The organism is Allobosea sp. NPDC055332, from assembly GCF_053645455.1.
In genome coordinates this window covers 128041-152747 of record NZ_JBSHMO010000006.1, presented here as the reverse complement: position 1 = coordinate 152747, position 24707 = coordinate 128041, and the positions used below count along the sequence as shown (strand labels likewise).

Here is a 24707-nt window from a genome sequence, read left to right as displayed (position 1 = left end):
ACGGCTCGCGCAAGCTCTGTTTCCGCAACGACACCCGGAGGGCACGCCTTGGAACGCCGCAGCTTTCTCACCGGCCTCGCGGCCGGCTCCGCCTTCGTGATCGCCCGCCCCGCGCTGGTGCTGGCGCAGACCGCGCCGGCGCCCGCCGCTCCGCCGGCGGTCTTCACGCTGCCGAAGCTCTCCTATGCCTATGAGGCGCTGGAGCCGGTCATCGACGCGCAGACCATGCGCATCCACCATTCGCTGCACCACCAGGCCTATGTGAACGGCGCCAATGCAGCCGCCGGCCAATGGGAGGCATTGCGGACGACGCCGATCGAGACCGTGCTCGCCGATCTCAGTGCCGCCCCGGACGCTGTCCGCACCGCCGTGCGCAACAATGTCGGCGGCCATTGGAACCACAGCTTCTTCTGGGAGCTGATGACGCCGGGCGGCGCGCAGCAGCCCGGCGCAGAGCTGAAGAGCGCGATCGATGGCGCCTTCGGCTCCATCGACGAGCTGACGAAACGGGTCAATCAGGCCGGTGCGACGCGCTTCGGCTCGGGCTGGGCCTGGCTCGTCGTCGGCAAGGACAAGAAGCTCGCGATCATTTCGACGGCGAACCAGGACACGCCGCTCGAGCTCGGCGCCAAGGCTGTGCTCGGCGTCGATGTCTGGGAGCATGCCTATTACCTGAAGTACCAGAATCGCCGGCCGGAATATCTCACCGCCTGGTGGAAGACGGTGAATTGGGACAAGGCGAACGAGAACTTCAAGAAGGCAATGGGGTAGCCGGCGGAACCTGGCCCTCCGTTTCCCGTTACGGTTGTAACGGGGATACGAGGGGCAGCTTATGCCGGACGATGCCAGCGATATCGCACGCGCCTGCTACCAGGCCTATGTCGACAAAGACCGGGCGGCGCTCGAAGCCCTCATTGCCGAGGACTTTCACTTCACCAGCCCGCTCGACAACCGGCTCGATCGCGAGACCTATTTCGAGCGTTGCTGGCCGAACAGCGAGCGCATCCGCGCCTGCCGGTTCAGGCATGTCATAGCGATCGGCGAGACGGTCTTCGTCACCTATGAGGTCGACGGAAACGACGGCAAAGGATTCCGCAATACCGAGATCCTGACGATCCGGGACGGCAGGATCGTCGAGGCGGAAGTCTATTTCGGCTGGTCGCTGCCACATCCGGCGCCGGACGGGGGCTTCGTCGAGCCTCGCGAGATCACCGAATAGCGCGGCTTCCGGCGCCCTACCCACCCGTCTTCAGGATTCGCGCCTTGTCGCGGTTCCAGTCGCGGGTCTTCTCGGTCTCGCGCTTGTCGTGCAGCTTCTTGCCCTTGCCAAGGCCGAGCTCGACCTTCGCCCGGCCCTTGTCGTTGAAATAGACCTTGAGCGGGATGACGGTGTAGCCCTCGCGCTGGATCGCGCCCATCAGCTTGTTGATCTGGCGGCGATGAAGCAGCAGCTTCCGCGGCCGGCGGACATCATGGTTGAAGCGGTTGGCTTCGAGATATTCCGGGATATGGGCGTTGAACAGGAAGAGCTCGTTGCCCATCGGGCCGGCATAGCTCTCGCCGATCGTCGCCTTGCCGCCGCGCAGCGACTTGATCTCGGTGCCCTGCAGGGCGATGCCGGCTTCCAGCGTCTCGGTGATGGCATAGCTGTAGCGCGCCTTGCGGTTGTCGGCCGCAAGCTTGTAGCGCTCAGGATCGGGCTTACTCATCGAAACACTCCGGTAGTCGGCGTTGCCGGCTACCTCACTTAAGCATTCAGCAGGCCGGCGTGAACCATGGCGCTGCGGATGACTTCGCCGGTCGCCGGCGTCACTGGGATCAACGGCAGGCGGACCTCTTCCTCGATCCGACCGAGGCGCTTCAGCCCATGCTTGGCGCCGGCAAGGCCCGGCTCCTTGAAGATGGCGTCGTGCAGCGGCACCAGCCGATCCTGGATCTTCAGGGCGCCGGCATAGTCGCCCTTGAGGGCGCAGCTCATCAGATCGGCGCAGAGCTTCGGCGCGACATTGGCGACGACCGAGATGCAGCCATGGCCGCCGGCGGCCATATAGGCCAAAGCCGTCATGTCCTCGCCCGAGAGCTGGATGAAGTCCGGACCGAGCACATGGCGCTGCTGCGAGACGCGGGCGAGATTGGCGGTGGCGTCCTTCACGCCGGCGATGTTCTTCAGCTCATAGAGGCGCGCCATGGTCTCGACCGACATGTCGACCACCGAGCGCGGCGGGATGTTGTAGATGATGATCGGGATGCCGATCGCATCGTTCACCGCCTTGAAGTGCTGGTACATGCCCTCCTGGGTCGGCTTGTTGTAATAAGGCGTGACCACGAGCACGGCCTGAGCGCCCGCCTTCTCGGCGTGCTTCGCCAGCGAGATCGCCTCGGTGGTGTTGTTCGAGCCGGCGCCAGCGATGACCGGCACCCGGCCCTTGGCCTGGTCAAGCACGATCTCGGTGACGTGGCCGTGCTCCTCGTGGCTGAGCGTCGGGCTCTCGCCAGTGGTGCCGACCGGAACCAGCGCGGTCGAGCCGCTCTCGATCTGCCAGTCGACCAAAGCGCGCAGCGTCGCTTCGTCGATCTTTCCGCCCTTGAACGGCGTCACCAGCGCGGGCATCGAACCGGTGAGTGGCGCATGCTTGGTCATGGACGGTCCTGAAAACGACAAAGTTCGGCGTGAAACGGGCGACAGACATAGCCTTTCAGCTGCAGTCCGCAAAGCCGGCAACCCATCAAAAATCGTGGCGGCATGGTTAGGACTTCCTAAAGCTCCCTACGGGAGCATGGTCTACGCTACCGATCCGGCTTGCCGGAGCATGTTCTGGTCGCAAAAGTGGAACCCACTTTTGCGACCAGAACATGCTCCACCTTGTACAGTTGCGCGATTTCTTTCGTTCGGCCGTCCTGGTCGAACGGAAAGCGCGCTAGGGGGATCCCTTGATGGCGCTATCGCCGGGCCGACGGTTCTTCGGAACTGGCCTGACGCTTATCCTTGTTGCTGTTGGACCCTGCTCTGCGGGCCCTGACGGCTCGCACCCGTTGCAGATCGAGCAGTTGGCGCGTGTCGATACGAGCGCCAGCACGAGCGTCGATGTCGGCGTGACCGCCTCGCTCGCGCCGCAGACCGAGCCGCCCGCATCGCCCGTGCCACCGGCCGAGATCGCCCGGCCGGAAGAGCGCATCGACCTCGAACCGCTGAAGAAGGTGGTCGCGGCCTATCGCGCCGGCAAGCTCGAGGAAGGCGATGCCATCGCCCGCCGTATCGACGACAAGGCGGTGCGCGGCATGCTGGAATGGGTGGCGCTGCGCAGCCTCTCCAATGTCGTCAGCTTCGAGCGCATCGCCGAATTCCTCGACGAGTTCCCGAACTATCCCGGCACGACGCCGTTCCGCCGGCGCGCCGAGGCGGCGCTGGTCACCGACCGGCGCAGCCCTGAGACCGTCCGTGCCTTCTTCCATGGCCGCGAGCCGATCAGCCCGGCCGGGCGTATCGCGCTGGCGCGGGCTCTCGCCGCCGAGGGCAAGACGGACGAGGCGCTGGCGCTCGCCCGCCGGACCTGGCTCAAGGACCATCTCGGTGCCGGGCTCGAAAAGATCGTGCTCGACAATTTCGGCGACAAGCTCACCGCCGCCGATCATCGCCTGCGCACCGAACGCTATCTCTTCGCCGGAAAGAGCGAGGAGGCGCTGCGCAATGCCGCCCGCGTCTCGCAGGACTATGTCGCCCTGGCGAAAGTCCGGCTCGCGAGCGCCAAGGCCAAGGGACCGATCGCGCAGAAGCAGATCGACGCCGTGCCGGCGCCTCTCAAGAAGGACATCTCCTTCGCCTTCCTGCAGGCGCAGCAGGCCCGCCGCTCCGGCAAGCCGGCCGATGCCGCCAAGGCGATCGCCGAGGTGCCGCGCGACCCGGCTTTGCTCGGCGATGGCGACGGCTGGTGGGAAGAGCGCCGGCTGATCGCCCGTAAGCTGCTCGACGAGGGCGACGCCAAGGGTGCCTATGCAGTCGCCTCCGGCCATGGCGCCGAGGACACGGCCGAGCGCATCGACGCCGAATGGCATGCCGGCTGGATCGCGCTGCGCTTCGAGAAGGACGCCGAGCGGGCGGCGAAGCATTTCGCCGAGGCCGCCAAGATCGCCGAGACGCCGATCTCGGTGGCGCGCGCCACCTATTGGCAAGGCCGCGCCGCCGACGCTCTGAACAAGAGCGACGAGGCGAAGACCTTCTACAGCCGCGCCGCCGAGCACCCGGTCGCTTATTACGGCCAGCTGGCCCGCGCCCGGCTCGGTCTCACCGAACTGCCGGTCCGGCGCACCATGGCGGCGCCACTGACGCATCTGCCCGGTTTCAAGGCGGCGAAGCTGCTCTATGCGATCGAGGCGCCCGATCTCGCCGGGCAATTGCTGATCGATCTCTCGCAACGTCTGCACGATGCCGCCGCGCTCGAAGCCATCGCCGACATCGCCCGCCAGCGCGGCGACGCCAAGACGCTGCTGACCATCGGCAAGATCGCGCTGCAGCGCGGCTTCCCGCTCGACGAGGCCGCCTTCCCGACCTTCGGCGTGCCCGAGTTCCCGTCGGTGGGCGATCCGATGGAGCGCGCCATCGTCCATGCCATCGCCAGGCAGGAGAGCGCCTTCGATCCAGCGGCGGTCTCGCATGCCGGCGCGCTCGGCCTGATGCAGATGATGCCGGCGACAGCGCGCGAGACGGCGCGGCGGGCGCAATTCCCCTTCGAGCTCGACCGGCTGACCAAGGACCCGCTCTATTCAGCCAAGATGGGCGCGGCCCATCTCAACGACCTGCTCGGCGACTGGCGCGGCTCCTATATCCTGACCTTCGCCGCCTATAATGCCGGCTCCGGCAATGTGAAGAAATGGATCGCGGCTTATGGCGACCCGCGCACCCCCGAGGTCGATGCGGTCGATTGGGTCGAGCGCATCTCCTTCACCGAGACGCGCAACTATGTGCAGCGGGTGATGGAGAACCTGCAGGTCTACCGCCAGCGCCTCAACCAGCGCACCGCCTATATGATCGACTACGATCTGAAGCGGGGCGGCAAGCGGGATTGAGGGCTCTTCCCTTCTCCCCTTGCGGGAGAAGGTGGCGCGAAGCGCCGGATGAGGGGTCGCTCAAGTCTTTCCGTCATGGTCGGGCTTGTCCCGACCATCCACGTCTGCCTTTGGCAAACGCGGTGTTCAAGATGTGGATGCTCGCCACGCAGGAGGAGCTCGCGGTCTTCAACCGCTGCATCGCCAAGCTGAAGGATTGGGGCGCCGCGTCATAGCGCCTTGCGACGGGTCGGAGCAGAGCCCGGCTTTCGCCCCCGGCACCGCCATGGTTAGGTGCTGACAGCTTGCCTAGCACCCTTGAGTCCCCCTGCATGAATTCCGATACCGGCTTCCGCTCCCTCTTCATCAGCGCCCGCGACGGGCTGAAGCTGCACGTTCGCGAATACGGGCCGCAGGCGGCATCTGCTCTACCGATCGTCTGTCTGGCGGGGCTGGCGCGCACCTCCGCCGACTTCCACGAGCTCGCGCTGGCGCTGGCGGAAGACGGGCCAAGGCGTGTCTTGGCGCTCGACTATCGCGGCCGCGGCCGTTCCGACTATGCCAAGGACTGGCACGACTACGACATCCGCGTCGAGCTCGACGATCTCATGCAGGTCCTGGCGGCGACCGGCGTCGAGGAGGCCGTCTTCGTCGGCACCTCGCGCGGCGGGCTCCTGACCATGGCGTTGGCGGCGGCACGCCCTGGAGCAGTCCGCGGCGCTGTACTGAACGATGTCGGCCCGGTGATCGACGCGCGCGGCTTGCTGCGCATCCGCGGCTATGTCGGCAAATTGCCGACGCCGCGCAGCTTCGCCGAGGGCGCCGAGATCCTGAAGCGACTCTCGGACCAGCAATTCCCGCTCTTCGGCGAAGCCGAATGGGAGATGATGGCGCGCCGGACCTGGACCGAGCGCAATGGCGCGCTGGTGCCGGATTATGACCCTCGGTTGCTCAAGACGCTGGAAGAGCTCGATCTCGAGGCCCCGCTGCCGGAACTCTGGCCCTATTTCGCAGCGCTGAACCATGTCCCGGTGCTGGCGATCCGCGGCGAGAACTCCGATCTTCTGGCGGAGAAGACGCTGGAGGAGATGGGGCAGCGCCATCCACGCTGCGAGACCTTCACCGCGCCGGGCCAGGGCCATGCTCCCCTGCTCGGCAGCAAGGACATGGTCCGCCGTATCGGCAAGCTGATCGCGAAGGCGGAGAAGCAGGCGGCCTGAGGCGAGGCGCGCCGAACCGCCCGGCTCAGCGCTTCTTGCGGCTGCGCTTGGCCTTCACGCTGCGCGAATGAGCGGTCTCGCCACCCTTGGCCAGGATTTCGGCTTCCGTTCTCCAGCCTTCCGCCGCGCCGCTCTCCGGGAGGCCGAGATGATCTGCCACGAAGCGCAATTCGTCCGGGCCGAGCGCCGCGATCTGGTCGAAATGCCAGAGCCCGAGCGCATTGAGCTTTTCGGCCGTCGCCAGGTCGATTCCCGCGATCAGGCGCAGATTGTCCGGCTTGCCGCCGCGCGCACCCGGTAGGAGATTGCCCGGTCGCTTGCCGGCGCCAGCGCGCTCCTCCGCCACCTCGGGAACGACGTCCGCAACCGTCTCATGCGGCGCGGAAACCTCAGTCGGGGCGGACGGCGCCGGGAGGGATGGAGCAGGCTGCGGCAAGGCAAGACGTGGGGCCGGCGGCGCAAGCGCCGGAAGCGCCTCGCCGCCGCCTGCGCCAAAGACGCTGCCGACCAGGCAGCCGGCGGCGTAAGCCAGGAGGTGGAGCAAGGCCGTCTCGATCCAGAACGCCGCCTGGTCGTTGACGAGGCGGAACCAGACCAGCCCGGCCAGAGCGCCCCAGAGGAGGACGAAGCCGGCGATCGGTCCGGTTGCAACCTCGCTTCGGCCGCGGCCGAGCGTCAGCCAGCCGAAAGCGAGCCCGATCGCGAAGGCAGCGAGGAGGAACCAGGAAAACTGGACCGCGAGATAGAGCATCGCCGCCTCCTACTTCGCGACCGTGAACTGGACACGGCGATTCTTGATCTTCGCTTCCGGATCTGTCGGAGCAGCCAGTGGCCGATCGGTTCCATAGGCCTTGGTCTCGAGCTGGGTCGAAGGGACGCCCCGGCGGATCAGCTCCTCCCGGACGCGCAGCGCCCGCCTGTTCGCCAGGTCGAGATTGTTGAAGCCACTCCGCTCGCCATCGAGATTGGTATGGCCCTCCACCGTCACGCGCGCAGCCGGGCACTGCTTCAGGATCAAGGCAGCCTCGGTCATCGCCCGCTCGGTCACCGGATCGAGGGTGGTGACATTGGTGCCCAACGCGAAGATGACGTAGTAGCGCTGCGTCAGCGCATCGAGTTCGTTCTGGCAGGTGCTCGCCGGGTCGATGACGCAACCCGTCTGGCGCATGCTGATTTCGGCCTTGCCGGAAAAGCCCTGCGGCAACCCGTTCGCCAGATTGGTCTCGACCTCGTCGCGGATCAACGCCCGGCAGGTCAGCCCGCGCACATTGATCTCCCGGTCGACCACGCTCGCCGAGCCGAGGTCGAGCCGCAACAGATCCTGGACAGCCCCCCGCGCCGCGACGCCGAAACCGGTCGGCGCTGCCGGCAGGATCTCGGTCTCGTCATTGATGCGTCCGCGCAGCGGCGAAGCCTCGATCAGCGTGGCGATCGCCTCCCTGGCGGCGGCATCGGGCAGATAGCCCGTCAGATAGCCACCCGACCTGTCGATCGAAGCCGCGAAGCCGTAGTTCCGCACCGCGGGTGCCGGCCGGGCGGAGGGCGTGCCGGGAGCCGCCTGCCGCGGAGACCCCGATGGCTCCGTGACGCCCGCCGCCGAACTCGGCGCGGCAGGAGCCGGATCTGCCGCGGGCGCGGCCGGTTGCGGTACTGCCGGCGCCGGCGGCGTCGGCACGAGATCGCTCTTCGGCGCCGGCGCCGGGCAAGTGATGCTGGCGAGCGCAACCGAATCGGGACCGTCGCCCTGCGCGATGTTCAGGCGCAGGGCCTCGCAGGCTTCGCGATTCTCCGGCCCCAGACCTGAAATTCGATAGGCATCGCCCTCGATCTCGACCTTGCCGCTGCGCAGGCGGGCGAGGTCGGCTACGGCACGCGCCACCCTCGCGGCATAGGCAGGCGGCTCGCCAAGCGCCGGAACCGTGCGGTCCGTGACGGCAGCGGAGCCCGGAAAGGCGCGCGCGAGCATGGCAGCGATATCGCGCCGGGCCTGTTCGCCGGGGACGTAACCCGCGACGGAGACGGCACCGGCGGCGTCCTTCTCGGCGCTCCAGCGATAGGGTGACAGCCTTGGCGGGGTGAGCATGCAATCGACGCGCGTGAACCCCCGAGAGCCGGACGATGCGGCACTGTCGCGCAAGGCGAGAAAACCCTCCGGCGTCGCAGCCGTCCCTTCGACACAGAAGCGGGCGTCGTCGAGCGCCACCTTGCCGGCCGACAGCCGGCCGAAATCACGCATCAGCGCAGCAACGATATCGGCGAAACCGGCCGGCGCGCCAAAGGCGATTTTCTGCTGGTCGTCGATCCGTATTCCCGGACCGAGGGCCCGTGCCGCCGACAACACCGCGGTGGCACTCGCCTCGTCGGGGACGAAACCGGAAAGAGTCACGAGATCGCCTTGCCGGGTCGCGGACCAGCTATAGGGCTTCTGCGCGATGACCTGCGTCAGCCCGCCAAGGACGCGCCTGACACCGAATTCGGATTGAAGCTGTGCCAGGGCCTTGTTGGCACCATCAGCGGTGACGGCCTCGCCATCGAGATAGACATCCCGCCCGCTGATCCGGACGGAGATACCGCGTGCCCCGGCGGCGGTCCCTGCCGCTGCCCCGGCTGCGAGCGCCCGAGCCTCGATGTCTCGCCGCACCGGCTCGATCTTCAAAGCATTCGCCGTGACCCAGAGCGCAGCGAGCGGAGCAAGCCCCCAGAGCCAACCGGCGTGCCGCGCCATGCCGAAATCCTCGCTCGTCCAGGGATCGCTGACGCCGAATCCGGACGCCCGCGGCCCTTTGCAAATCACGCCCTATCGCAGCCCCGAGTCAAGCAAGGCGCCGCCCTGCCCTTGCGAGCGACAGACAGGATTTCCAGCGGCGGGATGGACAAAACGAAAAAGGCCCCGGGTTTCCCCGGGGCCTCTCTTGAACGATCAGATGATCGATCAGAAGTCGCGCTGGATGCGCAGACGGCCAGCCCAAGCGTCGTCGGACTTGACGCCGATCAGACCGTTGCGGGCGACGCCGAAGCCGTTGACGGCAGCGCCGACCTGGTCGCGCAGCTCGACGCGGGTGTAGAGGACTTCCACACCGATATCGAGGCCCGAGACCGGCGACCAGATCAGGTTACCGGCAACGATGAGCTCCTTGGGATCAAGCGAGCGACCGACCGCACCGACGGCATAAGAGCCGGCGTTGAGGTAGCCGAGCTTGACTTCCGAGTACGAGCCGTAGAGCTCCGAACGCAGCTGCGGGGTCCAGAAGTGACGCAGACCAGCGACGACCGACCAGCCGGTCGAGGTCTTGGTGCGGCCAGTGACCGGATCGTAGCCGATGTCGCCGAGCAGCAGACCACCGGTGCGGCCGACGCCGTAGTTGCCCGACCAGCCGAGGTAGCCGAGAGCGCCGTCAGCATAGGCAGCCTGCAAGAACAGGTGATCACCAGCCGCAAGCATCGGCAGGTTGATCTTCACGCCGCCCTGGATGGCCCAGCCGAACTCGTCCTGGCTCGAACCGAGCGCAGCACCAGCCAGGGAGAGACCCGAGACCTTACGCTGGGTGAGAGCACCCGACAGCTGAGCGGAGCCCCAGCCCTGATCGACGCGCAGCGAGGCGACGAGATCCGGGAAGTCCTGACCATCATACAGGACGCTGGCGCCACCGAACTGGGTGATCGCGAGGTTTTCGCGGTTACCCGTGCCCGAGGTGCGGTCTTCCACCGAGATCGTGGCCGAGAAGCCCGAACCGAAGGTGGCGGTGTAGGCCAACAGGTTCAGACGCGAGTCAGCCGTGCGGATCGTCGAGAAGCCGAAGTCGTTCGCGTAGAAGTCGAAGAACGACTGAGCGCGACCGGCGGTGATCGGACCGAACTGGATGAAGGCGAGATCGAGGACCGTCGAGGTCGTCGAAGCCGTCGAGTGGATGTTGCCCGGGAACGTGATGCCCTGGTTACCAGCCGGGGTGGTGTTCTGATACATCCCCGAGTTGTTGGTGATCTCGTAACGGAAGAACGTACGCAGCGTGCCGAAGGCAGTCGCGGTGCGGGCGTCAACGTTCAGACGACCACGAGCGCGCATGCCGTAGGCGTCCTGCAGATCGCCGTAACGGGTGCCGACAGTGTACTCGGCGCGAACACGACCACCAACGCGAAGGCAGGTGTCGGTGCCCGGGATGTAGAAGAAGCCCGCGCCATAAGCGGAGCAAACGCGAACGTACTCGACCGGAGCGGCCTTCCGCGAAGGAAGGTCGGCGGCCTGAGCCCCGGCAACCGCGGCGATGCCGGCGGCGGAACCGAGGAGGAGGCTCTTGACGAGCTTCATTTGATTACCTCCAAAAGAGTTTCGAGACCCTCGGGCGTCGGCGCGTTCCTTGTCCGACGGCCCCAGGAGACCTGTTCGGCGAACCCGCTTATCCCGGTCTTTCGCCCGCGTCCCCGAACCGTTCGGAGGCGAAGACGAAAAACAGCGACCGGGAACGTCCCGCCGCACAGTCACCATTACGAATGCCCGGCCGCCGATCAACCACGATCACGCCACAGTCCCCACCCTGGACCCGCTTTGCCCCCCGGTGTTGCAGCCGAGCCACGCTTTGACCGCCGAACTTAAGAGAGCGTTAACCGCATAGGGTGGTTTGCGGGCTTCCGGAGCCGCCTGTCCGCCGTCCCGGGGGCGAATCTGCGGCGTCATCCCGTCGATTGAGTCGGGACGTCAGTATTCCCACTCGGCTCCGACGCCGACCGCGGCACTGCCATCGGCATTGGTCTCGGCCTGGAGCTTCAGGCGGCGGGTCACGTCGATGCCGACGGAGACACCGCTGTCCTCGGGCTTGGCGCCGGCCTTCACGCCGAGGGTTATATTGTCCGAGATCGCGCGGGAGACACCGACCGTCGGGCCGCCGGGCCCCATCTGGATATCGAGGTTGTCGACGCCGAGCGAGCGGCGGATGCGCTCGAAGACATCGTCGCCGCCGGCGCCGGAGAACTGCGCCGCGGTCTGGGCCAGCTGCAGCGCCTGGAAAGGCGAGAGCGAACCGGAGGCGCGGGCGAAGAGCAGACGCGAGAGCACCTCGTCCGGCGGCAGCTCCGGCGAGGAGGTGAAGGTGAATTCGGGCGCCGAGGCCTCGCCGGAGACGATGATCCGCGCGGTGACGTCGGCGGCACGGGTCTCGGCGACGAAATCGAGCGTCGGCATCACGTCGCCGGAGAAGGTGACGCGCCCACGGCTGAAATCGAGGCGCTGGCTGGCAAGACTGAGGCGCCCGCGCCTGAGGTCGAAGCCGCCGGTCAGCGCCGGCGCGCCGGAGGTGCCGCCGATACGCAGGTCGCCGCCGAGTTCGGCATCGATACCGCGGCCGCGGATGAAGACGCGCCCCGGCGCCGAGACGGTAATGTCGAGCACCGCGTCGAAAGCAGCTGCGCGGCCACCTTTGCGGCTCGCCACCGCGCGGGCCCTGCGCTCGGCGGCGAGGCGGGCGGCCGCCTGGCCCTTGGCGTTGACATGGCGGATGCCGTCGATCGGCCGTGAGCTGGACGGCAGGCGGTCGGGGACAGAAACCTCGATCGTCACGACGTCGACGCGGCCGGCGATGCGCGGCCGCTGCGCCAGCGGGCCGGCCAGATCGAGATTGAGATCGGTGACCGCGCGGACCAGCCCGCTGTCGACGAGCTGGGCTCGCTTGCCCTCGATGCGAATCGTGCCGGGGAAACCGGCCTGCGGGTCGAGCTTGACGTTGCCGCGGGCCGAGAGCGTGCCGTTGCCCGGCGTCTGCGCCGTGAAGCGCTCGATCACCAGCTCGGGCCCGTTGGCAGTCACTCTCGCCTCGAGCCCGGTCAGCTTCACGCCCTGGAGCGCATCGCTGAAGCTGCCGCCGGAGAGCGTCGCACCGCCGGAGAGGCGCGCCGCCGAAAGCGTGCCACCGGCCCGCAGGTCGAGCGCGAGCTGGCCGGTCAGTCGCCGACCGTCAGCGGCGAGCTGGGTGTTGGCGAGCGCCGCATCGGCGCGGCCCTGGACCGAGAGATCGAGCGCGCCGTCGCCGCCGAGCGGCGCGGTGCCCTTGGCGGTCAGGTTGACGAAGCGGCCGGCATTCAGGCTGGCGTCGAGGCTGGTCTGGCGCCCCCCCAGCGCGCCCTGCCCGGCGATCTCGATCGGCGGCAGGCCGGCGGAGCGGGTCTGCGGCGCGACGAGGCGGGCGATGCGCAAGCGCCACGGGCCCGTCGGCGCCTCGGGCGTCCCCTTGATCGTCGCCTCGGCGTCGAGCGTGCCGGAGAGATCGAGCGTCGGCGACGCCAGGCGCGCGGCCGAGAGCGGGACGTTCTGCGCCGCGAAGCGCAGGTCGAGCGCCTTGCCGGCCTCGCCGTCGAGCGTGATCCGGCCGCCGTCGAGCGCGATGGCGAGGTCGCGGATCGCGACGCCGCCATCGATCGCGGTGAAGCTCGCCGGCTTTGCCAGCGCGATGCGGCGGCCGTCACGCGTCGCGGTGAAGGTGGAAAGATCGAAGCGCAAGGGATCGGAGACCGAGAGCCGGCCCTTCGACGCCAGCGAGAAGCCGCGCGCCGTGGCGTCGAGGCTGATGTCGCTGGCGTCGGCGGCGCCGGTCGAGACCAGGCGGATCGCGCTCACCGGCTCGCCGGCGATCACCGCCCGGTCGATCTGGACGGTGCCGTTGATCAGCGGCTTGCGCAGCGCATCGACGATGGCGAGATTCGCGTCGAGCCGATCGAGCGAAAGGCTAGGCGCGACAAGCTTCTGCGCGCTCGCCTTGAGATCGAGATTCTGGCCGCCGGTGGGCCGCGCCAGTTTCACATCAGCCTCGATCCGGCCACCGAGCTTGGCGAGCGCCAGCGCCGAGAGATCGTCGAGATTGCGCGCCGCAAGCTTGAGATTGCCCTCGGCCAGGTTGGAAGCGTCGAGATCGAGCGCGCCGTTCAGCGTGACCGAGCCGATGGCGACATCGAGCTGCGGCAGCGCCCAGCCGCCGGGATCGCGCTTGGCGAATCGCAGGGCGCCGGTCGCCGGCCGGCCATCGACCTCGCCGGAGAGCCTGGCATCACCGGAGAGCGCACCCTGCACATCACGCAAGGTCGCATCGAGCGCGAGGCGCGGCACCGGACGGCCGAGCGCGGTCGCGTTGACGATCCCCGCTTTCAGCGTCGCACCCAGCTTGTCGAGCGGCCCGGTCAGCGTCGCGTCGAAAGCGCCCTGCCCCGAGAGTTTCGGGTCGGCCCGGCGCAGATCGGGAATCGCGATGTTGGCCTTCAGGTTCGAGCCTTGCGCGCCGAGCGCGCCGTCGGCCGTCGCCGCGACATGGGTTCCGGCGATGCGCAGCCCGTTGACGACCAACCCGCTGCTGGCGGGCACCCGGATCTCGCCAGTCAGGGAGAGCTTGCCGGCTAGCAGGCGATCGAGCGCCTCCTGGCCGAGCGTCAGCGACTCGGCGCCGCCATCGAGCTTGACGGCATAGAGCTTCTTCCTCGGCTCGGCATCGACGTCGGCGCTGACATTGGCCGCGCCCTTGAGCGAACGGCCGGCCAGCGTGCTGAGCCGGGAGAGGTCCGGCAGCCGCGCCTGCACCTTGCCGAGGATGCGGGCCGGGTCGAGTCGGCCGGCATAACCGAGCTCGGCCCCGCCGAAGCTGAGCTTCAATGTCTCGAACTCGCCGCCCCCGCCTTCGGAAGCGGTGCCGCGCAAGGTGAAGCGCAGGCGGTCGCCGATGAAGCGCGCCAGACCGGGATCGGCGAGCGCGACGCCGGAGGCCTCGCCGTCGGAGACCAGCACGGTCCGCGTCGCCGGATCGTTGAGTGCGCCGGTCGGCGTCGCCGTGAAGGTGAAATCGAGCTTGCCGAGCTTGCCGGCCGGGACGCTCGCCCCCTCCGCCTGCAGGCTGGCGTTGACGCGCGGCCCGGCCGCGGGCCCGCGAATCGTCGCGTCGAAGGTGAGCTTGGCGATCTCGGCGCCGGAGGCGACGGTGCGCCCTTCCGCATTGGGGCGGGCGGCGGCCGTGATCTTGAAGTCCAGGTTCTTGTCGACGCCGTAGAGCCCGTTCACGTCGAGCCGCGCCAGGGCCGAGACCAGCGCCATCTGATCGACCGAGACCGCGCCGCTATCGGCCAGTCCCACGGTGCCGTCGAGCCGGGTCGAGCCTTCGAAGACCGGCGCGACCGGCGGCGGCATCAGGCCGGCGATACGGGAGTCGAGCGCGAGCAGGAGCCGCCTCCCTGCGCCCTGGCGGCTGAGATCGGCCGTGCCGTTGGCGCCGATCGTCGGACCCGCCGCGAAGGCGAGCGTCGCCCGGAAGCGGTCGAGCGGGCCGTCGCCGGAGAGGTCGAGCTTGACCGGCGGCCGGTCGGGCAGATCGGCGATGGTCGAGATCAGGCCGCCCGCCGGCTCGTCGAGCTTGAGCGCGAGCTGGAGCTGCGTCGACTGCGGCACGAAGCGCAGGTTGACGTCGAGCGTGCCGCCCATGTCGAGCCGGCGCCCGGCGAGGCGGAAATCGAGGCCCTCGTTCGGCGGGCCGAGGCGGGCCGCGCCGGTTGCCGAGAGCCTGGCCGGCGCCCCGATCACGGTCGGCCCCAGCGCCAGCTCGCCGAGCTGGAAGGCCTCGATGATCACCTTGAGCGGCAGTTCGGGCAGGATCGGTGAATTGTCGGCCGGCGGCGGGGCACCCGGCTCCGGCAATGGTTTGCGCAGGATCTCGAGCTTGCCGATCTCGAGCCGGTTGACCTCGAGCCGGCGCAGCAGCAGCGCCGAGCGCGTCCAGATCAGCCGGGCGCGGTCGAGCCGGAGCCAGGGCCCGTCGCGGTCGGAGATGACGATGTCGCGGATGGTCGCGTCGGAGGAGAGCGCGCCGTCGACGGCGCCGATCGAGACCTGGCTGCCATCGGTCGAAAGCGCCTTGGAGATCAGGTCGGCGATAACGCCGCGATCGCCGGCATTCTGCGCAAAGCCGCCGAGGCCAGTGACGAGGACCAGCGCGGCGGCGATGACGAGCGCCGCGAGGCCGGCGACCCATCGCGAGATGCGGAGCGTGCCCATCAGAAGGCCTGCCCGATGCTGATATAGAGAGCGACGGGCTTGTCGCCCTTGCGCGGGTTGAGCGGGGCGGCGACGTCGACCCGGATCGGCCCGATCGGCGTATAGTAGCGCAGCCCGAGGCCGGCGGCGTACTGCATCTTCTCCTTGAAGTTAGGGAATTGCGAGGCGAAGGCCATGCCGGCATCGAAGAAGGGCACAATGCCGATCGTGTTGGTAATCTTGATGCGTGCCTCGACCGAGGCCTCGAACAGGCTGCGCCCGCCGGTCAGGTGATTGAGCGGGCCGAGCGGCGAAAGCGTGCGATAGGCATAGCCACGCACGGAGCCGCCGCCGCCGGCATAGAAGCGCCGCGTCGCCGGCACCTCGTCGAGATCGGCGCCGGCGATCGAGCCCAGCGCGACCCGGCCGGCCAGGACATAGCGGGCGTCGTCATCGAGCGCGTAATAGCCGGAAACCGAGAACTTGCTCTGGACGAAGGGCGCGTCGGTATCGCCGAAAGCGGCATAGGGCGTGACCGAGGCGGCGACCCTGACGCCGCGGGTCGGGTCGAGCTGGCTGTCGGTCGAATCGTAGCGCAGCGACAGCGGCACGCCGACGATCATGTAGTTGACCTGGCCGAGCACGTCGCTGGTCTGGCCGCGCTCGGCCTCGATACCGGCCTGGATCGAGAAGACGTCGCTGAAGCGATGGCGGATCGCGGCGGTGATATTGGCGTAGCGCGCGGTGTAGCCGCCATAGCGGTTGGTGCCGACACGCTCGCGCACGCCGCTGGCGTCGATCAGCAGGTCGTTGCGGCTGCCGCCGAGCGCGGGCTTCAGGAAGCTGGCAGAGAAGCGCGCGCCGAGATCGGTCGGCTCGAAATCGCCGAAGCGCTGGACCTTGGTGCCGTCGATGCGCGGCGCGAAGAAGACGGAGGCCTCGAGCCGCAGGCGCTCGGCGCCGCCGAACAGGTTGCGGTGCTCCCAATAGGTCTTCACCGCCGGGCCATCGATGGTCGAATAGCGCGCGGAGAAACCGAGCAGGTGCTTGGGTCGCTCGTTGACCTCGACGAAGATCGGCAGGTTGCCGGTCTGGTCCAGCGAAGTACCTTCGCGGATGCGGACCGAACCGACGGCGGGGATGGTCGCGATCGACTTGCGGGTATCCGCCAGTGCCTTGGGCGAATAGGGCTCGCCCGGCTCCAGGTAGATGAAGGAGCGGATCACCTCGGGCGGGATGTCGCCGGTCTCGGTCACCGAGACATCGCCGAAGCCGGCGACGGGACCAGGATCGACGACGAGTGCGACGTCCATGATCTTGGCGGCATGGTCGACGACCGGACGGACCTCGACGATCCGGGCGAGCGGGCGGGACTTGCCGCGCCAGTAGTCGACCAGCGCGCTCTGCGCTGCCCTGATCGAGGAGGACGTGGCGGGCGCGCCCGGAACGAGGCCCGAGACCTTGCCGGGATCGGGAATGACCGCTGCGGCATCGCGGCGGCTGCCCGGCACGATCTCGACATTGCGCAGCGAGAACAGCGGGCCGGGATCGACCGTGACGACCACCGGCGCCGGCGCGCGGTTGCGATAGCGCTCGGCCGTGCGCGCGAGCCCCGGCGGCGGCTCGCCGGCCTGGGTCACCGCGACGCCATCGACGGCGATCGCGACCTGGGCGTTGAAATAGCCCTGGGCCCAGAGCGCGTCGATCAGCGGATTGATGTCCGCGGCGGCGCGGCGAGCCAGGGTCTCGCCATCCGGCGGCGCATCCTCGCGCAGGCGATAGAGCAGAGAGGCGTCCTGCAGGCTGCGCTTCAGCGCGCTGGCATCGGGCACATCGCCTAGCTCGAACTTCAATTCATAGGGCAGCGTCGTCTCGCTGACCGGCGGCGGCTTGTCCTTGCTGCCGAAGAGGTTGAAGACGTCGAGCGATGACAGGTCGAAGGCGCGCGCCGGCGAAATCTCACCGGCAAGCATCGCTGCGAAAGCAAACAAGCCTCCGCCGGCAATGCCGATCCTGCCCCTTCGCCATGACCGCATCAAACCTCCAACGCAACCCAACTAGAACGCAGCGAATGCGTTGATTTTGTGATCGCGCCTCCAGTTGATCACAATTCGACGCTCGGGATCAGGTCACCGTCAACCGAAAACCTGAACGAATCGTTGGCCGCCCGGACTTTGCCGAACGGCCATAGTCAGGTCGCAGCCGCGCCTCAGTCGCCCTGCTCGGCCAGCGCGAAGGAGATCGCCGTGACCGGGTCGAGCCTTGCGATCACCGGCCCGACCGTCGGCGCCAGCACGCCGCCGCAAAGGCTGCCGGTGGTGATGATCTGGCCGGCCTTGAGCGGGCCGAGTGGCCCCTCGACCGAGCGGTTCGCCCAGCCGAGCGCCGTGACCAGCGGATCGCCATTGGCGTGCAGCGCCTGGCGCTCATAGAGCACGTCGCCGTCGAGCTCGACCGTGCAGGTCAGGGCCGGAACGTCGTCGAAGATGCTGAAGGGCACTTCGGGGCCGATCAGGTAGCCACCATGGCCCATCGCGTCGGCAAGCCAGAGCGGGAACGGCACATTGGTCCAGTCGGCGATGCGGCTCTCGACGATCTCGATGCCGACGAGCGCCGCGTCGCAATGGTCGATCAGCTCGTCGCGGGTATAGGGCTGGCCGGGCCGCAGCGGCATGTCGCGGCCGAGCCGGACAGCGAGCTCGATCTCGACGCGCAGTTCGGCGCCGTGCACGCCGCGATAGGTGTCGCCCGACTTCAGATAGGGCCCGGGCATCAGCCCGGCCATCGGCCGGCCGCCCTCGCCGAGCGAAACCTTCCAGCCGGCGAGCGGATAGCCCATCGCCTTGTTGATCTCGGCCTGCGCGGCGAAGCCGGCATCGACATCGGCGGGGACCGGCAAGGTCGCGATGTCGACCAGCTTGTGGCCGCGGCGGGCGCCGATGAAGGCGCCGGCAAGAGTCCCCGGAACAGTCTCGGTCGTCACAGCCATGGTCGTCTCGTCCCTGTCGCCAGCGCGGCGATACCTCGCCGCCTCCTGCTCTCTGGCTACAGCATCGACCGGCCTGCGGGAACCCGGAGATCGCACCGGCGGCGCATATCTGCGCAGCAGACCTATTTTCTGCTGGCGAGCACCACACCGAACACCGCGACGGCCATGCCGACGAGCTGGGTGGCTGTCAGGGTCTCGCCGAAGAGCAGAAAGGCCTCGACCGCAACCGCCGGCGGCACGAGATAGAGGAAGGTCGCCAGGCGCGAGACCTGGCCGCGGCGGATCAGCACGAGATAGAGCCCGATCCCGCCGAGCGAGAGCGCCAGCACCGACCAGGCCAGCACCAGGCCCATCGTCAGGTTCCACTCGATCCGCATCGGCTCGAGCCAATAGGCGAAGGGCAGCGTGAACAGGAAGGCAGCGATGTACTGCACCGCCGTCACCGTGCGCAGGTCGCCCTCGACGATGCGCGCCTTCTGCCAGAACGAGCCGAAGGTGACGGAGAACATGCCGATGACGTTGACGATGATCGGCAACGCGATGGCGGACAGCGCCTCGGGGGAGACGCCGACCAGCTTCGGCTCCAGCACCAGAGCGATGCCGACGAAACCGAAGACGATGCCGAGCCAGCGGATCGGGGAGATGCGCTCGCGCACGATCAGGGGGGCGAACAGCGCGGTCAGCACCGGCTGCAGACCGGCGATCAGGCCGGAGACGCCGGCCGGCAGGCCATGGCGCACCGCCCACCAGACGCCGCCGAGATAAATGGCGTGCAAGAGGATGCCGGCGATGACGCAATCGATGATGGCGCGCCGGCTCCTGGGCCAGGGTGCGCCGAGCGCGACGGCGAGCACGGTGAGGGCGAGGCCGGCGCAGGCGAAGCGAACCGAGAGGAACGTCAGCGCATCGGAATAGCGCGCCGAATAGCCGGCAACGATCCAGCCGCTCGACCAGAGGAAGACGAAGAGCGCCGGCGACAGGCGCAGGAAGAGCGGGGAATCGAACATTGGCGGAGCTTTCTAGGCGCCTGATAGGCCGGATAGCGGCAGTTGTCGCCGCATGCGGACGCTGTGGCGGCATGTTTGGCGTGCGTCCTCCCTTCTCACCCAAGGGGAGAAGGGAGATACCGCGCCCCTCCCGTCTTGCCAGCCGCCCTGAACCAGCGACAATCACCGCCCTGCCCCGTCCGAGACCTGCATGTCACCGCGCTCAGTTCCCGCCCTCGCCTTCGAGCGCTTCATCGCCCATGACGGCTGGGCGATCGCCAGCCACATCGCGCTGTCGGTGCTGATGTCGCTGTTTCCGTTCCTGATCCTCGTCACCGCGCTCGGCGGCTTCTTCGGCTCGCAGGCAGCGGCCGACGAAGCGGCGCAATTGCTGCTCGAAGCCTGGCCGCGCGAGGTGGCCGAGCCGATCGCGCGCGAGGTCCGCTCGGTGCTGACCGCGGTGCGCAAGGACGCGCTGACGCTGGGCGCGATCCTGGCGCTGTACTTTTCCTCTTCCGGGGTCGAGGCCGTCAGGATCGGGCTCAATCGCGCCTATGAAGCCTATGAATGGCGCAGCTGGTGGCGCACGCGGCTGGAATCGATCGCCTATGTGGTCGGCGGCGCGGTCTTCATGCTCGCCTTCTCTCTGCTCGTCGTGCTCGGCCCGCTGATCTGGCGCGGCATCGTCGGCTTTGCGCCCGCCCTTGCGCCGCTCGGCTTCCTGCTCGCCTTTCTGCGCATTGCCGGCGCGACGGTGCTGATCGTGCTGGCGCTCGCGGTCGCGCACAAGCTGCTGCCGGCCCGAGCGCCGCATATCGGGGCGATGTGGCCGGGCATCCTGATGACGCTGGTGGTCTGGCTGATCGGCGGCATCGTTTTCGGCTGGTATCTCGATTCCTTCGCCGGCGCCTACATCACGACCTATGCCGGCCTCGCCACCGCGATGATCGCGCTGGTCTTCCTCTATTGGCTGGCGGCGATCTTCCTCTATGGCGCCGAGCTCAACGCCGCGATCGCGCTGCACCGGGCGCCGGAGAAGTCGAGCGGAGACGTCTTAAGCGGGTTGTGAGTGGCCGGCCCGCGCCGCCTTAAGGCGTGAGCGCGGTGAGGCCCTCGCGATAGCGGCGGCTGCCGGCGAAGACCTCGCCGGTCGCCATCTCGACGTCGAAGTCGCCCGAGGGCCGGCCAGCAATGCGCCGGATGCGGGCCGCATTGACCAGCCTTGTGCGGTGGATGCGGGCAAAGCCGAGCGGGCGCAATCGCTCTTCCTCGGCCTGCAGCGTGGCACGGATCAGGTGGCGTTTGCCGCTCGCCAGGCAGTATTCGACATAGTTGCCGGCCGAGACCACGGCGACGATCTCGGCAGGTTCGAGCCGCAGATTGACCGTACCGTCGCGCAGCCAGAAGCCTGATGGTGCAGCAACCATGGCCGCTGCGGCTTGCGGCTGCGGACGCCGCCGCCAGAGCTCGACCAGCCAGAACAGAATCGCGAGCAGCAGGTAGACGAGGACGTCCTTGCGCAATTCGTAGAACAGGTTGCCGCTGGAGAAGCCGAAGCTGTACTCGCCGGCGCCCGCGGCCCAGTAGCCGAGCTTGCGCAGCAGGACCATGCCGCCGACGTGCAGCGCCGAGAAGGCCACGATCGCGCCGGCATGCAGCGCTGCAAGCAGCCATGGCCGGCTCGATCGCGTCAGCGAGACCAGCACCAGCCGCCGGACCAATGGCGCCAGCGCCAGGATGATGACGCCGCTCGATGCTTCCCAGAGCAAGGGTTGCCAGAGCGGCACGGCGCGGCCGACACGGGCGAGATCGTGCAGGGTCGAGAAGGCGTTGACGAGGCAGGTCAAGGCCGTGCCGAGCGCGATCGCCAGATAGGGCAGCCGGGTCGGCAAACGGCCGACATCGCGGCGGGGTGAAGCCTCGCCACCATTCGTCACGGCATCGCCACCACTCATCCCGGCCCGCTGGCTTTCGTCACGCAGCATCGGCTGCTCGTCCCGCACCGTCTCGACCTCAGGCCCGCCATGCCGGCCTGCTCAGGGCGAGCAAGGGATAGCCGCCATGCCTGCGCAAACCGATCATTCGCCACCACAGACCGCCGAACGCCGGCTCGATCTCGACTGGATCAGGATCGGCGCCTTCGGCCTGCTGATCCTCTACCATGTCGGCATGCTCTATGTGTCATGGGGCTTCCATGTGAAGAGCGCCCATCGGCTGCGCGAGCTCGAGCCGCTGATGCTGCTGCTCAACCCCTGGCGGATGGCGCTGCTCTTCCTGGTCTCGGGCGCCGCGACGCGCTTCATGCTGGGCAAATGCGAGATCGGGGCCTTCACGCGGCGGCGCTCCGCGCAACTGCTCATCCCCCTCGCCTTCGGCATGCTGGTGGTGGTGCCGCCGCAATCCTGGGCGGAGGTGGTCGAGAAGCTCGGCTTTTCCGGCAGCTATCCCGACTTCTGGTTCGGGCACTATCTCGCCTTCGACCAGAGCTTCTGCCGGGTCGAGAACGGCCGGCAGAATTGCCTGATCCTGCCGACCTGGAACCATCTCTGGTTCGTCGTCTATCTCTTTCTCTACTCCATGGCGCTCGCCGGGCTGATCGCGCTGGCGCCCGGTCTGGCCGCACGTGGCGAGCGAATGCTCGAACGCGCCCTGCCCGGCCTGCTCCTGCTGCTCGGGCCAGCGCTGCTGCTCGGGCTCAATCGTTTCCTAGTTTTCCCGACGTTTCCGCCGAACCACACCGTCGTCGGCGACTGGTATCAGCACGTCCTCTACGGCTTTTGCTTCCTGTTCGGCTTTCTCGCCGCGCGCTCGCGGGCGCTGGCCGAGCGGACCGAGCGGCTGCGCTGGCTTGCGCTCCTCCTCGCCGCCGTGGCCTTCCTCGCCATGATCTGGCTGCGCGCCCAGCCGCCGGGGGAGCTGCGCCGCCTCGTCGGACCGTTCGTCTATGGGCTCGACCAATGGTGCTGGATCGTCGCGATCCTCGGCTTCGCCCGCCGACACCTGTTACGATGCGACGGGCCAGCCCGGCGCTACCTCGTCGATGCCGTGTTCTGCTGGTACATCGTCCACCAGACCGCGATCATCCTGGCCGCACACTGGCTGAAGCCGCTCGCCCTGCCGGCCGGGCAGGAAGCGTCGTTGGTCATCGCGGTCACGGCACTGAGCTGCGCCGCGAGCTACGAGATCGCCAGGCGCACAGGCTGGCTGAGGCCGCTGCTCGGGATCGCGGCGGACAGGCGCGAGCGCCTGCCCGCGCCAGGCTTTCAGCCCTCCAGCGCCTCGACCACGTCCTCATAGGTGCGCAGGCCGGTGCGCGGGGCATAGACGAGCACGGCCATGTTGCCCGGCGCATGCTCGTTCTTCCACATCTTGTGGTGGGCGAGCGGGATCTTGTCCCAGGGGAAGACCTCGGACATGCAGGGGTCGACGCGCCGGTCGATGACGAACTGGTTGGCCGCAGACGCCTGCTTGAGATGGGCGAAGTGCGAGCCCTGCACGCGTTTTTGCCGCATCCAGACATAGCGGGCGTCGAAGGTGATGTTGAAGCCTGAAGTGCCGGCGCAGAACACCACCATGCCGCCGCGCTTGGCGACGAGGCAGGAGACCGGGAAGGTCGCCTCGCCCGGATGCTCGAAGACGATGTCGACGTCCTTCTTGCCGGTGATGTCCCAGATCGCCTTGCCGAACTTGCGGGCTTCCTTGGTCCACTCGGCATATTCGGGCGAGTTGACCGTGGGCATCTGGCCCCAGCAATTGAAGTCCTTGCGGTTGATCACGCCCTTGGCGCCAAGGCCGAGCACATAGTCGCGCTTGGTCTCGTCGGAGATGACGCCGATCGCGTTGGCGCCCGACGCCGCGCAGAGCTGCACGCCGAAGACGCCGAGACCGCCCGAAGCCCCCCAGATCAGCACGTTGTCGCCCGGCTTGATGGTGTGCGGGGCGTGGCCGAACAGCATGCGATAGGCGGTCGCCAGCGTCAGCGTGTAGCAGGCCGACTCCTCCCAGGAGAGGTGCTTCGGCTTCAGCATCAATTGCCGCGACTGCACCCGGCAGAATTGGGCGAAGGACCCGTCCGGCGTCTCGTAGCCCCAGATGCGCTGGGATGAGGAGAACATCGGGTCGCCGCCATTGCATTCCTCGTCGTCGCCGTCGTCCTGATTGCAGTGGACGATGACCTCGTCGCCGACCTTCCAGCGCTTCACCTTGGAGCCGACGGCCCAGACGATGCCCGAGGCGTCGGAGCCAGCGATGTGAAGCTGGCCCTTGTGCACGTCGAAGGGCGAGATCGGCTGGCCAAGGCCGGCCCAGATGCCATTGTAGTTGACGCCGCCGGCCATCACGAGGAGCAGCACCTCCTCCTCGCCGATCGACCAGGTCGGCACCACCTCGACCTTGAAGCTGTCCTGCGGCGGGCCGTGGCGCTCGCGGCGGATCGTCCAGGCGTACATGTTGGCCGGGACATGGCCGAGCGGCGGCAATTCGCCGAGCTCGTAGAGATCCTTCAACGCGGGCTTCGCAACGGGTTGCAGCTGTGCCATCGGCTCATTCTCCCTTGTCGCCACGCCTGTGATCCGGTGGCGTTGCCGGCATCATGCAGACCATTGCTGCGCTGCGCCATACTCCTATCGAATTATGCCGCAGCGCAAAAAACAAGGGGAAATGCGGAAGGTTCCGGCAGAACCTCAGCCGGCCCTCCCCGCCGCCAGCATGTAGTTGACGTCGAGATCGCGCGAGCGCGACCAGCGATCAGTCAGCGGATTGTAGGCGACGCCCTCGCGGGCGAAGACAGAGAGCCCGCCGGTCTCGATCGCCACCTCGAGCTCGTCCGGGGTGACGAACTTTTCCCAGTCATGGGTGCCGCGCGGCAGCCAGCGCAGGATGTATTCAGCGCCGACGATGGCGAGCGCATAGGATTTCAGCGTGCGGTTGAGCGTCGCCATGACGAGCAGGCCGCCCGGCTTCACCGCCGCGCAGCAGGAGGCGACGAAAGCGTCGACATCGGCGACATGCTCGACCACCTCCATGGCGAGGACGATGTCGAAGCGCGCGCCCGACGCCACGACCGCCTCGATCGTCTCCTCGCGGTAGTCGACCGTAATGCCCGCCTTGGCAGCATGGGCACGCGCCACGGCGATATTGGTCGTTGCCGGGTCGAGCCCCGTCACCTCGGCGCCCAGTCGCGCCAGCGGCTCGGAGAGCACGCCGCCGCCGCAGCCGATATCGACGATGCTCAGCTCCTTCAGTGCCTGGAGCGATTTGGGATCGCGGCCGAAGCGCTCGCAGGCAAGGTCGCGGATGAAGGCGAGGCGCACGGGGTTGAACTTGTGCAGCACCGCCATCGGCCCTTTCGGGTCCCACCAGCTCTTGGCCAGCGCATCGAAGCGCGCGACCTCGACCGGGTCGATGGTGGAGCCTTCGCGTGCCGCTGCCGTCATCGCCTTTGATATCCCGTTTATGCTCGTGCAGGCCGTGGC

18 protein-coding genes are annotated in these 24707 nt (G+C 68.0%); 6 read left to right on the top strand and 12 right to left on the bottom strand.

Annotation, left to right across the window (positions count from 1 at the left end; translation table 11 throughout):
- Positions 1 to 48: 48 nt before the first annotated feature.
- Both ACWIGM_RS29495 and ACWIGM_RS29490 read left to right on the top strand, forming a co-directional pair.
- Positions 49 to 771, top strand: a complete 723-nt coding sequence (locus ACWIGM_RS29495) for a superoxide dismutase (RefSeq protein WP_454029547.1) — start codon at positions 49 to 51, stop codon at positions 769 to 771.
- Positions 772 to 832: 61 nt separating this feature from the next.
- Entirely contained in the window at positions 833 to 1219 is a 387-nt protein-coding gene (locus ACWIGM_RS29490; RefSeq protein ID WP_454029546.1) for a nuclear transport factor 2 family protein, read from the top strand.
- Positions 1220 to 1235: 16 nt separating this feature from the next.
- Here the strand turns inward: ACWIGM_RS29490 and smpB are convergent, their stop codons facing one another.
- Both smpB and dapA read right to left on the bottom strand, forming a co-directional pair.
- The gene (smpB, locus tag ACWIGM_RS29485; protein ID WP_092158771.1) at positions 1236 to 1709 is read right to left on the bottom strand and encodes an SsrA-binding protein SmpB; all 474 of its coding nucleotides are present in this window, start codon (positions 1707 to 1709) and stop codon (positions 1236 to 1238) included.
- A gap of 38 nt (positions 1710 to 1747) precedes the next feature.
- On the bottom strand, positions 1748 to 2641 hold the full coding sequence (dapA, locus tag ACWIGM_RS29480) for a 4-hydroxy-tetrahydrodipicolinate synthase (RefSeq protein WP_454029545.1): 894 nt from the start codon (positions 2639 to 2641) through the stop codon (positions 1748 to 1750).
- Positions 2642 to 3048: 407 nt separating this feature from the next.
- On the opposite strand from dapA, the gene ACWIGM_RS29475 reads away from it, so the two are divergent.
- Positions 3049 to 5064 (top strand): lytic transglycosylase domain-containing protein, encoded by a 2016-nt coding sequence (locus ACWIGM_RS29475; RefSeq protein WP_454029544.1) that lies wholly within the window; start codon positions 3049 to 3051, stop codon positions 5062 to 5064.
- Between the two features lie 311 nt (positions 5065 to 5375).
- The gene (locus tag ACWIGM_RS29470) at positions 5376 to 6263 is read left to right on the top strand and encodes an alpha/beta fold hydrolase (protein WP_454029543.1); all 888 of its coding nucleotides are present in this window, start codon (positions 5376 to 5378) and stop codon (positions 6261 to 6263) included.
- 25 nt (positions 6264 to 6288) lie between these two features.
- On the opposite strand, the gene ACWIGM_RS29465 is transcribed toward ACWIGM_RS29470, so the two are convergent.
- From ACWIGM_RS29465 to ACWIGM_RS29435, 7 genes are all read right to left on the bottom strand, one after another.
- Positions 6289 to 7014, bottom strand: coding sequence for a hypothetical protein (locus ACWIGM_RS29465; protein ID WP_454029542.1), 726 nt, complete (start codon positions 7012 to 7014; stop codon positions 6289 to 6291).
- Positions 7015 to 7023: 9 nt separating this feature from the next.
- The gene (locus ACWIGM_RS29460) at positions 7024 to 8988 is read right to left on the bottom strand and encodes an OmpA family protein (protein ID WP_454029541.1); all 1965 of its coding nucleotides are present in this window, start codon (positions 8986 to 8988) and stop codon (positions 7024 to 7026) included.
- A gap of 207 nt (positions 8989 to 9195) precedes the next feature.
- The gene (locus ACWIGM_RS29455) at positions 9196 to 10569 is read right to left on the bottom strand and encodes a porin (protein WP_454029540.1); all 1374 of its coding nucleotides are present in this window, start codon (positions 10567 to 10569) and stop codon (positions 9196 to 9198) included.
- Between the two features lie 387 nt (positions 10570 to 10956).
- Positions 10957 to 15279 carry a translocation/assembly module TamB domain-containing protein gene (locus ACWIGM_RS29450; protein ID WP_454029539.1) on the bottom strand — a complete coding sequence of 1441 codons (4323 nt, stop codon included), beginning with the start codon at positions 15277 to 15279 and terminating at the stop codon, positions 10957 to 10959.
- Positions 15279 to 17249, bottom strand: coding sequence for an autotransporter assembly complex protein TamA (locus ACWIGM_RS29445; RefSeq protein WP_454029538.1), 1971 nt, complete (start codon positions 17247 to 17249; stop codon positions 15279 to 15281). Before ACWIGM_RS29445 ends, ACWIGM_RS29450 begins: the two co-directional genes overlap by 1 nt.
- A gap of 218 nt (positions 17250 to 17467) precedes the next feature.
- Positions 17468 to 18247 carry a fumarylacetoacetate hydrolase family protein gene (locus ACWIGM_RS29440; protein WP_454029537.1) on the bottom strand — a complete coding sequence of 260 codons (780 nt, stop codon included), beginning with the start codon at positions 18245 to 18247 and terminating at the stop codon, positions 17468 to 17470.
- Between the two features lie 122 nt (positions 18248 to 18369).
- Positions 18370 to 19254 (bottom strand): DMT family transporter, encoded by an 885-nt coding sequence (locus ACWIGM_RS29435; RefSeq protein ID WP_454029536.1) that lies wholly within the window; start codon positions 19252 to 19254, stop codon positions 18370 to 18372.
- A 190-nt stretch (positions 19255 to 19444) separates the two neighbouring features.
- Here ACWIGM_RS29435 and ACWIGM_RS29430 point away from each other — a divergent pair, with 190 nt between their 5' ends.
- Complete coding sequence (locus tag ACWIGM_RS29430) at positions 19445 to 20302, top strand: YihY/virulence factor BrkB family protein (protein WP_454029535.1); 858 nt, start codon at positions 19445 to 19447, stop codon at positions 20300 to 20302.
- Between the two features lie 19 nt (positions 20303 to 20321).
- On the opposite strand, the gene ACWIGM_RS29425 is transcribed toward ACWIGM_RS29430, so the two are convergent.
- Entirely contained in the window at positions 20322 to 21218 is an 897-nt protein-coding gene (locus ACWIGM_RS29425) for a LytTR family DNA-binding domain-containing protein (protein ID WP_454029534.1), read from the bottom strand.
- 76 nt (positions 21219 to 21294) lie between these two features.
- On the opposite strand from ACWIGM_RS29425, the gene ACWIGM_RS29420 reads away from it, so the two are divergent.
- On the top strand, positions 21295 to 22530 hold the full coding sequence (locus ACWIGM_RS29420; protein ID WP_454029533.1) for an acyltransferase family protein: 1236 nt from the start codon (positions 21295 to 21297) through the stop codon (positions 22528 to 22530).
- Here ACWIGM_RS29420 and ccrA read toward each other — a convergent pair.
- Both ccrA and ubiG read right to left on the bottom strand, forming a co-directional pair.
- A complete protein-coding gene (gene ccrA, locus ACWIGM_RS29415) occupies positions 22497 to 23771 on the bottom strand; it encodes a crotonyl-CoA carboxylase/reductase (RefSeq protein WP_454029532.1) in 1275 nt (424 codons plus the stop codon). The two genes, ACWIGM_RS29420 and ccrA, sit on opposite strands and share 34 nt — an antisense overlap.
- A gap of 144 nt (positions 23772 to 23915) precedes the next feature.
- Complete coding sequence (gene ubiG, locus ACWIGM_RS29410) at positions 23916 to 24668, bottom strand: bifunctional 2-polyprenyl-6-hydroxyphenol methylase/3-demethylubiquinol 3-O-methyltransferase UbiG (protein ID WP_454029531.1); 753 nt, start codon at positions 24666 to 24668, stop codon at positions 23916 to 23918.
- Between the last annotated feature and the right edge of the window lie 39 nt (positions 24669 to 24707).

What these genes read in the sequence shown, in the direction of transcription:
- ACWIGM_RS29430 (WP_454029535.1), top strand. Translation starts at nt 19,445, where the DNA reads ATGTCACCGCGCTCAGTTCCCGCCCTCGCCTTCGAGCGCTTCATCGCC.
- ACWIGM_RS29455 (WP_454029540.1), bottom strand. Translation starts at nt 10,569, where the DNA reads ATGAAGCTCGTCAAGAGCCTCCTCCTCGGTTCCGCCGCCGGCATCGCC.
- ubiG (WP_454029531.1), bottom strand. Translation starts at nt 24,668, where the DNA reads ATGACGGCAGCGGCACGCGAAGGCTCCACCATCGACCCGGTCGAGGTC.
- dapA (WP_454029545.1), bottom strand. Translation starts at nt 2,641, where the DNA reads ATGACCAAGCATGCGCCACTCACCGGTTCGATGCCCGCGCTGGTGACG.
- ACWIGM_RS29435 (WP_454029536.1), bottom strand. Translation starts at nt 19,254, where the DNA reads ATGTTCGATTCCCCGCTCTTCCTGCGCCTGTCGCCGGCGCTCTTCGTC.
- ACWIGM_RS29440 (WP_454029537.1), bottom strand. Translation starts at nt 18,247, where the DNA reads ATGGCTGTGACGACCGAGACTGTTCCGGGGACTCTTGCCGGCGCCTTC.
- ACWIGM_RS29450 (WP_454029539.1), bottom strand. Translation starts at nt 15,279, where the DNA reads ATGGGCACGCTCCGCATCTCGCGATGGGTCGCCGGCCTCGCGGCGCTC.
- ACWIGM_RS29490 (WP_454029546.1), top strand. Translation starts at nt 833, where the DNA reads ATGCCGGACGATGCCAGCGATATCGCACGCGCCTGCTACCAGGCCTAT.
- smpB (WP_092158771.1), bottom strand. Translation starts at nt 1,709, where the DNA reads ATGAGTAAGCCCGATCCTGAGCGCTACAAGCTTGCGGCCGACAACCGC.
- ACWIGM_RS29420 (WP_454029533.1), top strand. Translation starts at nt 21,295, where the DNA reads ATGCCTGCGCAAACCGATCATTCGCCACCACAGACCGCCGAACGCCGG.
- ACWIGM_RS29425 (WP_454029534.1), bottom strand. Translation starts at nt 21,218, where the DNA reads ATGCTGCGTGACGAAAGCCAGCGGGCCGGGATGAGTGGTGGCGATGCC.
- ACWIGM_RS29465 (WP_454029542.1), bottom strand. Translation starts at nt 7,014, where the DNA reads ATGCTCTATCTCGCGGTCCAGTTTTCCTGGTTCCTCCTCGCTGCCTTC.
- ccrA (WP_454029532.1), bottom strand. Translation starts at nt 23,771, where the DNA reads ATGGCACAGCTGCAACCCGTTGCGAAGCCCGCGTTGAAGGATCTCTAC.
- ACWIGM_RS29470 (WP_454029543.1), top strand. Translation starts at nt 5,376, where the DNA reads ATGAATTCCGATACCGGCTTCCGCTCCCTCTTCATCAGCGCCCGCGAC.
- ACWIGM_RS29460 (WP_454029541.1), bottom strand. Translation starts at nt 8,988, where the DNA reads ATGGCGCGGCACGCCGGTTGGCTCTGGGGGCTTGCTCCGCTCGCTGCG.